The 13,248-nt window shown below is 46.2% G+C and carries 17 protein-coding genes; 11 read left to right on the top strand and 6 right to left on the bottom strand.

Translation table 11 applies throughout. The annotated features are described in order from the left end of the window. The first annotated feature begins 1 nt into the window (after position 1). The 3 genes from QN395_RS16070 to QN395_RS16080 are packed head-to-tail and all read left to right on the top strand — an operon-like array spanning position 2 to position 1,721. A complete protein-coding gene (locus QN395_RS16070) occupies positions 2-592 on the top strand; it encodes a cytochrome c oxidase assembly protein (protein ID WP_322120994.1) in 591 nt (196 codons plus the stop codon). Positions 593-604: 12 nt separating this feature from the next. Further along, positions 605-820, top strand: a complete 216-nt coding sequence (locus QN395_RS16075; RefSeq protein ID WP_322120995.1) for a DUF2970 domain-containing protein — start codon at positions 605-607, stop codon at positions 818-820. Positions 821-860: 40 nt separating this feature from the next. Further along, positions 861-1,721: a cytochrome c oxidase subunit 3 gene (locus QN395_RS16080; protein ID WP_322120996.1), complete on the top strand. Its 861-nt coding sequence runs from the start codon at positions 861-863 to the stop codon at positions 1,719-1,721. Positions 1,722-1,805: 84 nt separating this feature from the next. Here the strand turns inward: QN395_RS16080 and QN395_RS16085 are convergent, their stop codons facing one another. Next, positions 1,806-2,006 carry a twin transmembrane helix small protein gene (locus tag QN395_RS16085; RefSeq protein WP_322120997.1) on the bottom strand — a complete coding sequence of 67 codons (201 nt, stop codon included), beginning with the start codon at positions 2,004-2,006 and terminating at the stop codon, positions 1,806-1,808. A 62-nt stretch (positions 2,007-2,068) separates the two neighbouring features. On the opposite strand from QN395_RS16085, the gene QN395_RS16090 reads away from it, so the two are divergent. From QN395_RS16090 to QN395_RS16110, 5 genes are read left to right on the top strand one after another with little or no spacing between them, the layout of a single operon-like run. Further along, a complete protein-coding gene (locus tag QN395_RS16090; RefSeq protein ID WP_322120998.1) occupies positions 2,069-2,782 on the top strand; it encodes an SURF1 family protein in 714 nt (237 codons plus the stop codon). Positions 2,783-2,837: 55 nt separating this feature from the next. Then, complete coding sequence (locus tag QN395_RS16095) at positions 2,838-3,356, top strand: cytochrome C oxidase subunit I (RefSeq protein ID WP_322121676.1); 519 nt, start codon at positions 2,838-2,840, stop codon at positions 3,354-3,356. A gap of 8 nt (positions 3,357-3,364) precedes the next feature. Continuing rightward, positions 3,365-4,456, top strand: a complete 1,092-nt coding sequence (locus tag QN395_RS16100; protein ID WP_323492357.1) for a COX15/CtaA family protein — start codon at positions 3,365-3,367, stop codon at positions 4,454-4,456. 57 nt (positions 4,457-4,513) lie between these two features. Beyond that, positions 4,514-5,398 carry a heme o synthase gene (cyoE, locus tag QN395_RS16105; protein WP_322121000.1) on the top strand — a complete coding sequence of 295 codons (885 nt, stop codon included), beginning with the start codon at positions 4,514-4,516 and terminating at the stop codon, positions 5,396-5,398. A gap of 5 nt (positions 5,399-5,403) precedes the next feature. Further along, entirely contained in the window at positions 5,404-5,976 is a 573-nt protein-coding gene (locus QN395_RS16110; RefSeq protein ID WP_322121001.1) for an SCO family protein, read from the top strand. Positions 5,977-6,080: 104 nt separating this feature from the next. Here the strand turns inward: QN395_RS16110 and rpoH are convergent, their stop codons facing one another. The 4 genes from rpoH to ftsY form a co-directional block, all read right to left on the bottom strand. After that, on the bottom strand, positions 6,081-6,977 hold the full coding sequence (rpoH, locus tag QN395_RS16115; protein ID WP_322121002.1) for an RNA polymerase sigma factor RpoH: 897 nt from the start codon (positions 6,975-6,977) through the stop codon (positions 6,081-6,083). Between the two features lie 230 nt (positions 6,978-7,207). Then, entirely contained in the window at positions 7,208-8,122 is a 915-nt protein-coding gene (locus QN395_RS16120; protein ID WP_322121003.1) for a cell division protein FtsX, read from the bottom strand. Positions 8,123-8,175: 53 nt separating this feature from the next. Further along, positions 8,176-8,853, bottom strand: coding sequence for a cell division ATP-binding protein FtsE (locus QN395_RS16125; RefSeq protein WP_322121004.1), 678 nt, complete (start codon positions 8,851-8,853; stop codon positions 8,176-8,178). Positions 8,854-8,911: 58 nt separating this feature from the next. Then, positions 8,912-9,976, bottom strand: coding sequence for a signal recognition particle-docking protein FtsY (ftsY, locus tag QN395_RS16130; RefSeq protein ID WP_322121005.1), 1,065 nt, complete (start codon positions 9,974-9,976; stop codon positions 8,912-8,914). 445 nt (positions 9,977-10,421) lie between these two features. On the opposite strand from ftsY, the gene rsmD reads away from it, so the two are divergent. Genes rsmD through QN395_RS16145 form a run of 3 tightly spaced genes read left to right on the top strand, consistent with a single transcriptional unit; the run spans position 10,422 to position 11,984 of the window. After that, the gene (gene rsmD, locus QN395_RS16135; RefSeq protein WP_322121006.1) at positions 10,422-11,090 is read left to right on the top strand and encodes a 16S rRNA (guanine(966)-N(2))-methyltransferase RsmD; all 669 of its coding nucleotides are present in this window, start codon (positions 10,422-10,424) and stop codon (positions 11,088-11,090) included. Between the two features lie 44 nt (positions 11,091-11,134). Further along, positions 11,135-11,680, top strand: a complete 546-nt coding sequence (coaD, locus tag QN395_RS16140; RefSeq protein ID WP_322121007.1) for a pantetheine-phosphate adenylyltransferase — start codon at positions 11,135-11,137, stop codon at positions 11,678-11,680. A 43-nt stretch (positions 11,681-11,723) separates the two neighbouring features. Continuing rightward, complete coding sequence (locus tag QN395_RS16145) at positions 11,724-11,984, top strand: YfhL family 4Fe-4S dicluster ferredoxin (RefSeq protein ID WP_322121008.1); 261 nt, start codon at positions 11,724-11,726, stop codon at positions 11,982-11,984. Between the two features lie 95 nt (positions 11,985-12,079). Here QN395_RS16145 and QN395_RS16150 read toward each other — a convergent pair whose 3' ends face one another. Beyond that, positions 12,080-13,228: a DUF484 family protein gene (locus QN395_RS16150; RefSeq protein ID WP_322121009.1), complete on the bottom strand. Its 1,149-nt coding sequence runs from the start codon at positions 13,226-13,228 to the stop codon at positions 12,080-12,082. Between the last annotated feature and the right edge of the window lie 20 nt (positions 13,229-13,248).

Here is a 13,248-nt window from a genome sequence, read left to right on the forward strand (position 1 = left end):
AATGTCGGATGAGATAAAGCCAGACAAGTTTGGTCGCAAGCAACTGAACGCCAATATGCTGGGTAAGTTATTGGTGATCGCGGCATTGATGTTTGGCTTTGGTTACGCGTTAGTACCTATTTACAAACAAATTTGTGAATTGACTGGCGTAAATATCCTCACTCCGAAAGATATTTCTGTAAAGGAAATTTCTAATTCGCAGATAGATCGTTCGCGTGAAGTGATTGTTGAGTTTGATGCAAATACCCAGGGGCCGTGGCGTTTTCGTCCTACCGTGTCTAGCATGAAAGTGCATCCGGGTGAAATGACGCAAGTCCTGTATGAAGTCGTAAATAAGCAGTCATACAAGATGGACGCACAGGCAATTCCCAGTTATGCGCCACAACAAGCGGCTGCCTACTTTAAAAAAATGGAATGCTTTTGTTTTAAGCAGCAAACATTAGAGGCAAACGAGGCAAGACAAATGCCTGTAGTGTTTTATATCGACCCTGAATTGCCTAAAGAAGTGAAGACAATAACCTTGTCGTACACATTTTTTGAGGTTGGTGGCAAACCAAAAACTGCAGCAGTCGATGCAGTACCTAAGGGTTAATCAAGGCTGATTATGGGTGAGCTAAAGCAGGCAAGTAAGCGTAAAGCTTCATTTTTTGTAACGATGAAGGCAGTATTCTGGTCATTTCTAGGAATACGCAAAAAATCTGATTATGAACAGGATGCAGCGCAACTAAATCCTGTTCACGTAATACTCGCTGGCATACTCGGAGCGATTATCTTCATAACGATACTGGTGTTAATAGTTAAAAGTGTCGTAGCAAAATAAAGTAAGAAATTAAGTCTAAAAATTGTATCGGGAGATGGAAATGAGTTCTCAACACGCTAACGCACCATATTACTTTGTGCCGGGTCCGTCCAAATGGCCAGTTCTTGGCGGCACGTCTTTATTGTTGACCATGTTGGGCGCTTCAGCATGGGTTAATGGTGTGACATGGGGTGCGTATTTAAATTTTGCAGGTATTTTTCTTACGTTGGTTGTTCTGTACAACTGGTTCGGTGATGCAATTGCTGAGTCGGAAGGCGGGAAATACAGCGCTCGTATCGATGTTTCTTTCCGTTGGAGCATGAGCTGGTTTATTTTTTCCGAGGTGATGTTTTTCGGCGCATTCTTTGGTGCACTATTCTATGCTCGTAGCATCTCTATGCCTTGGTTAGCAGATCTCGATCATAAAGTCTTATGGCCAGATTTTGCAGCACACTGGGGTAACACAGGTCCGGCAGGAACCATTGAAGCGTTTAAAACAATGACGCCGTTTCCTATTCCAACTATTAATACAGCTTTGCTCTTGACGTCGGGTGTAACACTGACTCTCTCGCACCATGCTCTGCGTGCAGGACACAGAACGCAAACTGCGATCTGGTTGTTTGCTACGATTTTGTTGGGCGCAGTTTTTATGGGATGCCAGGCTTACGAATATATCGAGGCTTACCATGATCTGAATTTGAAACTGACTTCAGGTATCTACGGTTCGACTTTCTTCTTGCTAACTGGATTTCATGGCTTCCATGTAACGATGGGTGCGATTATGTTATCGGTAGTTTTGTACCGCGTGTTGAAAGGTCATTTCACGCCTGAGCAGCATTTCGCTTTTGAAGGCGCTGCATGGTACTGGCATTTTGTCGACGTAGTCTGGCTCGGCTTGTATGTTGTAGTTTACTGGTTGTAGTCCTTATTTCACATTAACAAAAAGCCGCACAATGTGCGGCTTTTTGTTAATGTCTCATCTGTTGATGAGTCTCAATCCATAAGGCTAGCGGATGCCTGTAGGTTGTATCAGTCCAAAATGATTAGCGAGTAATATCAATAAAAACAAGCTGATCGAAAATCCAACTCTGAATGCCAGAGCTTTTACCGTACGGTTACTTTTTCCCTTATCTTTCATCAAAAAAACTAATGCTGAACCCATGCTAAAGATAATCAGGAAAAAAGCGATTGCGACTAGAATTTTCATATTGTCCTGCCAATTAACCAAACCCTCATTGTAATGCTTAATTTTAATGCGCTATTTGAAAGATGAACAAGTTTAGATTTCGCTTGATTCCCTTGGTTGTCACAATCGCTCTGGTTATACTTGGAGTGAGCTTGGGGCAATGGCAAAGCAGAAGAGCGTTGGAAAAAGAATTGATAGCACAGGCCCTAGAACAACGTGGGCAGATGCCTCCGTTGGTGCTTGGTACATTTGAACCAAGACTTCCAGAATCAAGCTATAGACGTGTCAGCTTAACGGGTCAGTTTGAAGCGGAGTGGCCAGTTTATTTGGATAATCGTCCTCTACACGGTGTCGCAGGATTCTATGTCGTGATGCCATTTAAAATACAGGGCACAGACAAATATGTTCTTATAGGGAGAGGATGGCAACCTCGTGATGCAAATGAACGTACCCGTATGAAGCCATTAATCACCCCAAATCAGCCGATCACCATTGAGGGCGTTTTGCTGGAAAATTTTGGACATGTCATGCAGCTAGGACAGATGGGCGGTTTGAAGCCGGGTGCTATTATTCAAAACCTGAACCCTGGAGATTTAGCTAAAAAAACTGGATGGAAAGTACAGGAGTTTGTCGTAGAACAAACTTCATTATCAGATGACGGTTTGCAACGTGATTGGCCTTTACCATCGTCTGGTTCGGATAAGCATAGAGCATATGAATTTCAATGGTACGCACTGTCCTTAATGGCAGTAATTTTTTTTGTAGTAACAGGATATCGTCGTGGAAAAAATAAATAATCAACATGCAGGTCGCTGGAAACTTTTTTTGGTCTTAGCTGTTTGTGCTGCACCAATGCTACTGTCGTATTTGTTTTATTTTGTGATCAAACCAGAAGGTCGGACTAATTACGGCGCAATTCTCGATCCTCGTCTTTATCCTATTCCAAAGTTGGATAGCGTCTTGCTGGGCGGTGAATCAAAGGAATTGAGTGCTTACAAAGGTAAGTGGTTAATGCTGCAAATTGATAGTGGCTCTTGTGCTACTGCATGCCAAAAAAAGATGTACGACATGCGTCAGCTGCGTCTGGCGCAAGGCAAAGAAATGGATAGGATGGAAAGAGTTTGGTTGATTACGGATGATCAACCGATTGATACTGTGTTGATCCGCGAATATGATGGAACGCACATGCTGAAAGTATCTGCAGACAAGTTAAAAAAATGGCTGCCTGTCGATGCAAATACACAAATTAGCGATCATATTTATATGATTGACCCTCTGGGTAATCTGATGATGCGCTTTCCTAAAGATGCTGATCCCAATAAGATAAAAAAAGACATCAGTAAATTATTGCGCGCTTCTGCCATCGGTTAGATCAGATTATGTGGATACAATTACTCATCACTGGCTTACTCATAGCGGTTTTGCCATTAAGTCTGGTTTGGGTGTCAGCCGATCAAAATAAATATCGCAAGTTAATTGCTGTTACTTTATTTCTGACTTTTGATCTGATTATGTTTGGGGCGTTTACCAGACTCACTGATTCTGGCTTGGGTTGTCCTGATTGGCCGGGTTGTTATGGCGAGGCTAACCCATTTCAGTCGCATAGTGCAATTCAGGCTGCCCAAACGGCAATGCCGCATGGCCCTGTAACGGTCACTAAAGCCTGGATCGAGATGATTCATCGCTACCTTGCGATGAGTGTGGGTGTCCTGATTTTGGCTCAGATGATTATCGCCTGGTGGCATCGTAAAAGTACAAAAAACTCGGTCTTTTTGCCTACGGTTTTATTACTGCTGGTTTGCGTGCAAGGTGCGTTTGGCGCCTGGACGGTGACACTTAAATTGCAGCCCATTATCGTGACCACACATTTGTTGTTGGCAATGGGCTTGCTCGCTATGCTGGCATACTTGCATGCACAACAAAGTCATGCCTTGCAAGCTGTATCGAGGGAGAGCAATGCCAGCGTGATTAATGCAAGTATGAGCCCAATCATATTGCCAGCAACTGTTGCATTGATTTTCGTTGTGATGCAAATTGCTTTGGGAGGATGGGTTAGTACTAACTACGCTGCACTAGCCTGTCAAGATTACCCTTCGTGTAATGGACAGATAATACCTGATATGGATTTTAACCACGGATTCTCTCTGTGGCGCAAATTAGGTCAAACCATGGCAGGTGATTATTTACCGTTTCAGGCACTGGTTGCTGTACATTGGGTGCATAGGAATTTTGCTCTGCTGGTCATTGCGGTCGTTGCTTGGGTTGGATATAAAGCCAGTAAAACCAAGGGCTTGTCGTCCTTGGGCAAAAAGATATTGCTGGTGATTACCATACAATTTTTGAGTGGTGTATCTACAGTCTACTTTTCCTGGCCGCTTTTTATTGCGGTTTTGCATAACGGTGGAGCTGCGCTGCTGTTGCTATTGCTGACCATGTTAAACTACCGCGCCAGGCATTTGAAAAACGTCTAAGTTATATGTGCCTGAAATCGGCCTGACATCGTGTATGTCCCCTCTCTTTAGTTCAATATGACGTCACTTAGTATTCCCTCTAACCGATACGCCCAGTACTGGGCTTTGACCAAGCCTCGTGTGACGCAATTGGCCGTTTTTTGTGCGGTGATTGGTATGTTTTTGGCGACGCCTGATCTGCCTGACTGGCGCTTGGTGGTCGCTGCTACGATCGGTATCTGGTTGTTGGCTGGTGCTGCATTCGCCATTAATTGTCTGGTTGAACGTGAGATAGATTCTCGCATGGCGCGTACCGCTCGCCGCGCATCGGCACAGGGTGAAATCGGGCCGATGCAGATTTTGATTTTTTCTGGCGTGATTGGCGGTCTTGGTATGTGGGTTTTGTACGCGCTGGTAAATCCGCTGACGATGTGGCTCACCTTCATCACCTTTGTCGGTTATGCCGTGATTTATACGATTATTCTGAAGCCAGCCACGCCACAAAACATCGTGATTGGCGGATTATCCGGTGCGATGCCGCCGGCGCTAGGCTGGGCCGCGATTGCTAACGATGTTCCTATGCAGGCATGGCTGCTGGTATTGATTATCTTTGTCTGGACGCCACCACATTTCTGGGCTTTGGCGATGTACCGTCGCGATGATTACGCCAAATCAGGTTTGCCGATGTTGCCGATTACGCATGGTTTAGAATTTACTCGTTTCCATATCTGGCTTTATACGATTGCTTTATTCGCTACCACGATGTTGCCTTACGCGGTGCATATGAGTGGTCTTATCTATCTTGCCAGCGCAGTGATTTTGGGTGCCATTTTCTTATGGTACGCATGGCGTATTTATCGTCACTATGACGATGCCTTAGCACGTAAAACTTTTACCTTTTCGATTGTATATTTATCGCTGCTATTTGCAGCCTTATTGGTCGATCACTACATAAAATTATGACTACTATGCTGCGTTTAATCGGAATTATATTGGTGTTGTGTTTGTCTGCTTGCGATAAACCAGCACCCCAATTTATGAACACTGATCTGACGGGATTAGACTACGCCAAAGATTTTGCGCTAACAGATCACAATGGCAAAGCCCGCACCTTGGCCGACTTTAAAGGTAAAGCAGTAGCAATATTTTTTGGTTATACCCAGTGCCCCGATGTTTGTCCTACGACAATGGCAGAGATGGCTACGGTCATGAAGCAGCTTGGAAGTTCGTCCGATAAGGTTCAGGTCTTGTTTGTTACTATCGACCCTGAACGTGACACGCAAGCCTTGCTTGCCGCTTATGTTCCTAACTTTGATTCCCGGTTTTTAGGTTTGTATGGCGATGCTGCTGCGACTGCCAAAGTAGCAAAAGAATTTAAAGTGTTCTATCAAAAAGCACCAGGTTCGACGCCAAGTTCTTACACCATGGATCACACTGCTGGTACGTATGTGTTTGACCCTGAGGGACGGATTCGTTTATTTGTACGTAACGGGCAAAGCACCGATGCTATTGTTCATGATTTGAAAATATTACTTCAATAGGACTTACGCAAAACTGCCCTAGCTGCGTAAGTCCTGTTAATAAAAAAGGCGCTCAGTTCAGAACTGAGCGCCTTTTTTTCTATGCCTTCTGTGCCGTTAGCTAGTTAAGCAAAGCTCGCTAAAGCGCCTTTCATTTTCTTCAATGCTGCACTTTCAATCTGGCGAATACGTTCTGCTGATACGCCGTATTCGCTAGCCAATTCATGCAAAGTTGCGCCTGAGCCGTCATCGTTTTTTAACCAACGAGATTCAACGATATGGCGTGAACGTGCATCTAGTTTGGATAATGCTGTTTCCAAGCCTTCGCTTTGCAGACGATCCCGCTGACGTGACTCTAGTACACGAGTCGGCTCTTCAGATTCTGTTTTCAGGTAGGCGATAGGCGCAAATTTATCATCTTCGTCATCGGTTGGCGCATCTAAAGCAATGTCGCGACCTGACAGGCGCATTTCCATCTCGATGACTTCTTCACGCTTCACGTCCAGAATTTTTGCCAGAGCGTCTACCTGTTTTGGCGACATCGAATCCAAACCCTCTTTATGGCTGCGCAGATTAAAAAACAGTTTGCGCTGTGCTTTAGTCGTCGCTACTTTGACTAAGCGCCAGTTTTTCAGGATGTATTCATGCATTTCTGCCTTGATCCAATGCATCGCGTACGACACCAGACGGACACCTTGATCTGGATCGAAGCGTTTAACGGCTTTCATCAAGCCGATATTGCCTTCCTGGATTAAGTCTGCATGTGGTAAACCATAACCTAAGTAGCCGCGAGCGATGGACACTACCAGACGCAAGTGCGACATAACCAGTTGCTGGGCAGCACTCAGGTCATTATTTTGTGTGAGACGTTTGGCGAGATCAATTTCTTGCTCATGCGTCAGCATAGGCAGACGGTTGACTGCCGAGATATAGGCGTCGATATTGCCCAGCGTGCCAGTAAAACCGAGTGCAAGCGCTGTGCTATCCGAAGTTGGCATCACAGATGTCGATGATTGATTCATTCTTCCTCCTTATTGCCGTCTATTTAGCGTGACTTTTGGGCTAAATCAGACATTTCAAGCCCTTATATTAGCACTCTCTTGGATTGAGTGCTAATACTCCAAATTTATATGCTTAAGCTAATTGATCGCTATTGAGTTTTGATTGCTTGTACGAAATAGCTATATTAATTTAGAGCAGGGAAACTTAGAAAAGTTGCAGCAGTTTTGCTTAAGTCTTGTTGAATTAAGGTTTAGCTAGCGCGTGCGAGTTGTCGGCGTACCGATAGAAAAGCACCAAATAGCCCGAGCACCACACTAGTCGCTAACAAGGCGAGGCTAGCCAACAATCCTAGCGGCACCAGGTGGAATTCCGATGCATAGAGTTTGGCGAATTCTGCAATTGCCTGATTCAGCGGACGCAGAGACACCGCAATCAGTGCCAATGCGGCGCAGCCAGCGAGCAATCCCAGTAGCGCGCCTGTGTAGTAATAGGGCCGGTGAATAAAGCTATTGGTCGCGCCAAGCAGACGGGCTATTGCAATTTCAGCCTGATGGGAGATCACTTGCAGACGCGTAGCGTTAAAAATCACCACGATCACCACCACGCTCAATGTAACCGCCAAAAATAGTAAGGATAATTGTAAAACTTGCACTAAAGCTGCCAGCCGTTTTACCCAAGCTGAATCAACTTGAACCACATCAACTCCTGGCAGACTTTTTAACTGCACTGTCAGAAACTCTACCCGGTTGGCATCTGAGTTGGATAGTGATAACACATAGGCGTCTGGTAGAGGATTTCCGCCCAGAGTCGATAAGACCTCTGCCAGGCTGGAGGTTTCTTCCATTGCCGCTAATGCTTTGTCCTTGGTCACAAAAGTGAGTTTGGCACTGACATTGGCATCTTTCAGTAGTTTTTTGATTGGCAAAGCTAATGCTATCGCGTCGGCGCGTGGTGTGTCTGGTGTCAAAAATACACTGATCTCTGGCTCAATCGAGAGCTGGGTTGAAATCGGGCGAATATTTTCGATCAGCGTTAATCCGGCAATCGGCAACGCCAAGGCAATCGCGACCACTAGAACGTTAAATAAGAAATTGCCAGGGCTGGCGCGTAGATGAGCCAACGCACTTTTTAAGCCAAACAAATGCTGACGAAACCAGACGGTCATATAATTTTTTCCTGTTGCTTCAGACTTGAGGTGTTTCTTGAGATTGGATCAATTTATGCCGCCATATAGGATGATTGCCAGGAGTCGCACAGTTGCCCATGATTTAAATAAATCACGCGGCTGGCCTGATCTAAAAACTGTTCATCATGGCTAGAGATAATACAAGTCACGCCGGCACTCTGGAAGGCTTTGAGCGCGTTGATGACTTTGTTTGCATTCTCTCTGTCCAGAAAAGCGGTAGGTTCATCTGCCAGAATGATTTGCGGGCGATTGACAATCGCACGGGCGATAGCAACCCGTTGTTGCTCGCCGCCTGACAAGGCCAGGGGCATAGCATCCGCTTTATCCGCCAAGCCTACTTTTTCTAGCGCAGTGCGGGCACGGGTTTCTGCCTCGCTGGCAGAAGCGCTGACGACGATCAGCGGCAACATGACATTTGCCAGCACGCTACGGTCTAACAGCAAGCCTTTGTCCTGCAAAATCAGACCCAGTTTGCGGCGTAGATAAGGAATGCTGCCTGACTTTAACTTGCCAATGTCTTGTCCATTCACGCTAACGGTGCCGCTGCTAGGGCGCTCAATACCCGCAATCATTTTTAATAAAGTTGATTTGCCAGCGCCTGAAGGGCCAGCCAAAAAAATCAATTCACCGGGTTTGATGGTGAGCGATATATTGCGCAAAGCGACGGCGTCGCGTGAATATTCTTTAGAAACTTGCTGAAACTCTATCATCGGCAACATCCTTGATCTGGCTAAATAAATCAATGCAAATCAATGCAAATTGGTGAAATTAATTGAGCAGAGCATCCACAAATTCCTGAGCATTAAACGGTTGCAAGTCTTCAATCTGTTCGCCCACGCCGATGAAATAAACCGGTACCGGACGGGTTTTGGCAATCGCTGCTAATACGCCACCTTTGGCGGTACCATCGAGCTTGGTAATCACTAAGCCTGTCAGTGTGAGTGCATCATCAAATGCTTTTACCTGAGTTAAGGCATTTTGCCCGGTATTGCCGTCAATGATCAATAAGACTTCTTGCGGTGCGCCATCCATGCCTTTGCCGATGACGCGCTTGATTTTTTTCAGCTCTTCCATCAAGTGCAACTGGGTCGGCAAACGACCTGCTGTATCCACCATCACAACGTCTATCCCTTTGGCACGGGCGGATGCGACTGCATCGAAGGCGACGGCCGCCGGGTCGCCAGATTCTTGCGAAATCACAGTGACGTTGTTGCGTTCGCCCCAAATCGTCAGTTGCTCACGTGCCGCTGCACGGAAGGTGTCACCCGCTGCGAGTAATACGGACTGTTGATTTTTCTGCAGATGTTTTGCCAGTTTGCCGATCGTAGTCGTTTTACCCGCGCCGTTGACGCCGCTAATCATCATCACCAAGGGTTGATGACGACCTAGCTCTAAAGGTTTTTGCAGTGGTGTCAGCAAGTCTAAAAGCAAGGTCTTGAGGGCGAGTCTGACTTGCTCGGCCTCGGTTAATTTTTCTTCCTTGACCTTTTTCTTCAAACCATCCAACAAAAATTGCGTTGCTTCTACGCCGGCGTCGGAGGTCAGTAGTGCGGTTTCTAACTCTTCATATAAGTCATCGTCGATCTTTGCGCCAACAAATAGTGTGGTCAGGTTGGACGATGTTTTCGACAGTCCTGCTTTTAAACGGCTGATCCAGGAGCGTTTTTCAGCGACAGCTTCTGTGGCTTGATCGCTGCTGGCCAAAGATTCTGGCACAGTTGATGACGCGATTGATGACGCGATTGATGAGGCTGCTTCCGCGCTGGGTAGCGCTACTGTGGTTGGCAGCGAAGCAGGTTCTTCTTTGGGTTTTTTCTTGAAAAAGCTAAACATCGAGGTTTTAATAGGGCAGAAGACGAACAGGTTAGAATGCAGCCATTCTAACAGAGCCCTATTGCCAGATTGACGAGCCTTGTGTTGTGCGGCGCTAATTTGTTGTCGATTAGCTGGTCTTGGGCAATTTTGTGCGAGTTGTGCTTAGCTTGTCTTATTTAGTTAAGCCTTAGCGCTAAATAAGCTTAGTTTTTTGGTGTCGTAACGCTCTTCGCGGTGCGTCATATGGCTTGCATTTCATTAGTAGAATAAATACTCATCGCTAGTATATTTAAGTTGTCCATATAATTACTGGACAATAGAGCTATTTCTCATAAAAAAATGGGGAGTATATTGATTTTCCTAGTATTTTTATATTTAGCATTTTTGTGTAGGTTTTGTAATTCATGAATAAAATTGATTTCTTTTTCAAGCAGCTTAAAGCTGCGCAACCTGACTCTCGTGCATGAAAGCTAAACCTAAAAAACCGACCACGCCCGCTGGTCCCAAGCGCGTTCCGCATCAGGTACGTATTATTGGCGGCCAGTGGAAGCGGACTTTGTTACCCGTGATTGATGCCGAAGGTTTGCGCCCGACTCCTGATCGTGTCAGAGAAACTATTTTCAATTGGCTGGGACATTTGCTAGACGGCAGATGGCCAACCGTGCGCTGTCTTGATTTGTTTGCTGGCAGCGGCGCGCTGGGTTTTGAAGCCGCCAGTCGCGGTGCAGTAGCGGTCACGATGGTGGAATACCACACGCCCGCTTTTAAGCAGCTAGAGCAAGTCCAGCAAAAGCTGGGCGCGCAGCAAATTGCCTTAGTTCGTGGCGATGCCTTGACGGTGGTGCAGTCGCTGGTAGCGCGCCAGCAACAATTTGATTTGATTTTTCTCGACCCGCCTTTTGCGCAAGGATTTTTAACCAAGATCGTGCCGCTGTGCGCTAAGTTGTTGGCGGCTGGCGGCTTGTTATATGTCGAAGCAGAAGCGGCCTTGCCAGAAGATCCTGCCGATCCGGCGTATCCAGAATGGTTGATTGATTGGAAACTGATTCGTGCAGATCAGGCAGGGAGTGTGTATTTCCACATACTGCAACGCAACATCTTGACACATGACATGCCCGAAATTCAGGCATAATGCCTTCTCAAATTGGTGCATAGACACAAAATCAGGGAGTAAAGATGGTCACAGCCGTATATCCAGGAACCTTTGATCCGCTCACGCGAGGTCACGAAGATCTGGTGCGTCGCGCCTCCGGTTTGTTTGAGACGCTGGTTGTTGGCGTTGCTGACAGCAAAAACAAAAAGCCTTTTTTCTCGCTGGATGAGCGTCTGCTGATCGCCAACGAAGTGCTGGGGCATTACCCAAATGTCCGGGTGGAAAGCTTTTCTGGCTTACTCAAAGATTTTGTCCGCAAGAACGACGCCCGGGTGATTGTGCGTGGCTTGCGGGCTGTGTCTGATTTTGAATATGAATTTCAAATGGCCGGTATGAATCGCTATTTGTTGCCGGATGTTGAAACCCTGTTTTTGACGCCATCAGACCAATACCAGTTTATCTCCGGCACCATCGTGCGCGAGATCGCTATGCTGGGCGGGGATGTGTCGAAATTTGTATTCCCATCGGTAGATAAATGGCTGCAAACTAAAGTACTTGAGCAGGCGGAAAAAGCGGCACAAATTGAACTGGCAGAATTAGCCGAGTTAGCCAAAAAAACTTCAGTGTAATCGCAAGATGCTGCAAGTCTTTGCAGCAGGAGATAGTAAAAGTATGGCCTTACTGATTACGGACGATTGCATCAATTGTGATGTATGTGAACCTGAATGCCCCAATGATGCAATTTATATGGGGCCGGAGATTTATGAAATCGATCCGAATAAATGTACAGAATGTGTAGGGCATTACAACGAGCCACAATGCCAGCAAGTGTGTCCGGTAAGCTGCATTCCGTTTAATCCCGATTGGCGCGAAACGCCTGAGCAATTGCAAGCCAAGTACGAACGCCTGCAAGCAGGACTTAAGCCTGCATAAGTTTATCTGGCGCGAATTAATCAAGCCAGTGACTGCCTTAACCTAACACTTTGCAACTGGTAAGCACTTCGCAATCATTTACCGCGCGCCCAACATCAATCTGCCCGGCAGACCCGGTTACGACCTTGATTCTTCGCTCTGAATAAAGCCTGATCTGCTGCCTGTAATAAATCACGCGCAACATTCTCAATCTTGCCTTCATTATTGGCGACAGCCAACGTTGACACGCCGATAGAAATCGTCGCCTGACAAGTACCGATGGCACCGGTCAGTGCAAACGTTTTGCCTGCAATACTTTTGCGTATCCGTTCTGCCACAATCAAGCCGTCTTGCGCGCTGGCATTGACTAGCAGAGCGACAAATTCCTCCCCGCCAAAACGCCCCATGGTATCGCTCAGACGCAGTTCTGCCTTGATACGATTACTGACTTCGATCAAGACATCATCGCCCCCCTGGTGGCCGTAACGGTCATTAATTTTTTTAAAGAAATCGATATCCAGATACATGCAGACAATGCTGTATTGCTGACGACGGGCGCGCCCGATTTCTTCCAGCATGCGCTGTTCTACATAGCGGCGGTTGCTGACATTGGTGAGCGGATCGGTTAAGCCTATATGTGTCAGCCGTTCGTTATTGATCACGTTCTCAAGACAGATGGCAATGATGGAGGCCAGATGCTCGATAAAATCGGTCGCCATGGTTGGGCTAAACCGTGCGTCTTCAAAGCTACCTAAATTCAGATAACCTAATAATTTTTGTTGTCGTATTAAGGGCACCACCGCAACGCTTTTGGGTTTGCGCGTACAGGTTGAAAACATCTTGCCGTGTTTCACGGGGTCATAAATTCCTAAGACCGGTTTGAACAATTGCTCGCCATGGATGCGCAAATCTAGCTCGTTTTGCACAAAAAATAAGGAGGGAAATTCTTCAGAAGTGATCTTCAGATCCAGCATGATCTGCTGCAGATTTTTTTGATAGTCCAGCAAGCCTAGCGTGACAATATCCAGTTCTGACATCTTGGCTAGTGCACTAAAAATATTTTCGATCAACTCACGAAAACTACTGGCACCGATCAGCTTTAAATCGAAGCTCTGATGCCGCGACATAATATTTTGGTTACGATGCGCTTGTTCTAACAGGTTTTCTAATTGAGTACGCAAGGCAAAATTCTCTGTACGCAGTTGGGTAAGCACATCGGCAATCACATCGGATTGTCCGGTAGATGACACGACAACTTTCTCCATAATGCCTTTCGTTTGCGCGC

It is taken from the genome of Undibacterium sp. RTI2.2 (assembly GCF_035018705.1).
In the GTDB taxonomy this organism is placed as follows: domain Bacteria; phylum Pseudomonadota; class Gammaproteobacteria; order Burkholderiales; family Burkholderiaceae_D; genus Undibacterium.

Coding starts and splice junctions, on each gene's coding strand:
- QN395_RS16075 (WP_322120995.1), top strand. CDS start 605: ATGGGTGAGCTAAAGCAGGCAAGTAAGCGTAAAGCTTCATTTTTTGTA.
- rsmD (WP_322121006.1), top strand. CDS start 10,422: ATGAAAGCTAAACCTAAAAAACCGACCACGCCCGCTGGTCCCAAGCGC.
- QN395_RS16145 (WP_322121008.1), top strand. CDS start 11,724: ATGGCCTTACTGATTACGGACGATTGCATCAATTGTGATGTATGTGAA.
- QN395_RS16110 (WP_322121001.1), top strand. CDS start 5,404: ATGCTGCGTTTAATCGGAATTATATTGGTGTTGTGTTTGTCTGCTTGC.
- rpoH (WP_322121002.1), bottom strand. CDS start 6,977: ATGAATCAATCATCGACATCTGTGATGCCAACTTCGGATAGCACAGCG.
- ftsY (WP_322121005.1), bottom strand. CDS start 9,976: ATGTTTAGCTTTTTCAAGAAAAAACCCAAAGAAGAACCTGCTTCGCTG.
- QN395_RS16150 (WP_322121009.1), bottom strand. CDS start 13,228: ATGGAGAAAGTTGTCGTGTCATCTACCGGACAATCCGATGTGATTGCC.
- QN395_RS16090 (WP_322120998.1), top strand. CDS start 2,069: ATGAACAAGTTTAGATTTCGCTTGATTCCCTTGGTTGTCACAATCGCT.
- QN395_RS16095 (WP_322121676.1), top strand. CDS start 2,838: ATGCTACTGTCGTATTTGTTTTATTTTGTGATCAAACCAGAAGGTCGG.
- QN395_RS16125 (WP_322121004.1), bottom strand. CDS start 8,853: ATGATAGAGTTTCAGCAAGTTTCTAAAGAATATTCACGCGACGCCGTC.
- cyoE (WP_322121000.1), top strand. CDS start 4,514: ATGACGTCACTTAGTATTCCCTCTAACCGATACGCCCAGTACTGGGCT.
- QN395_RS16085 (WP_322120997.1), bottom strand. CDS start 2,006: ATGAAAATTCTAGTCGCAATCGCTTTTTTCCTGATTATCTTTAGCATG.
- QN395_RS16120 (WP_322121003.1), bottom strand. CDS start 8,122: ATGACCGTCTGGTTTCGTCAGCATTTGTTTGGCTTAAAAAGTGCGTTG.
- QN395_RS16070 (WP_322120994.1), top strand. CDS start 2: ATGTCGGATGAGATAAAGCCAGACAAGTTTGGTCGCAAGCAACTGAAC.
- coaD (WP_322121007.1), top strand. CDS start 11,135: ATGGTCACAGCCGTATATCCAGGAACCTTTGATCCGCTCACGCGAGGT.
- QN395_RS16100 (WP_323492357.1), top strand. CDS start 3,365: ATGTGGATACAATTACTCATCACTGGCTTACTCATAGCGGTTTTGCCA.
- QN395_RS16080 (WP_322120996.1), top strand. CDS start 861: ATGAGTTCTCAACACGCTAACGCACCATATTACTTTGTGCCGGGTCCG.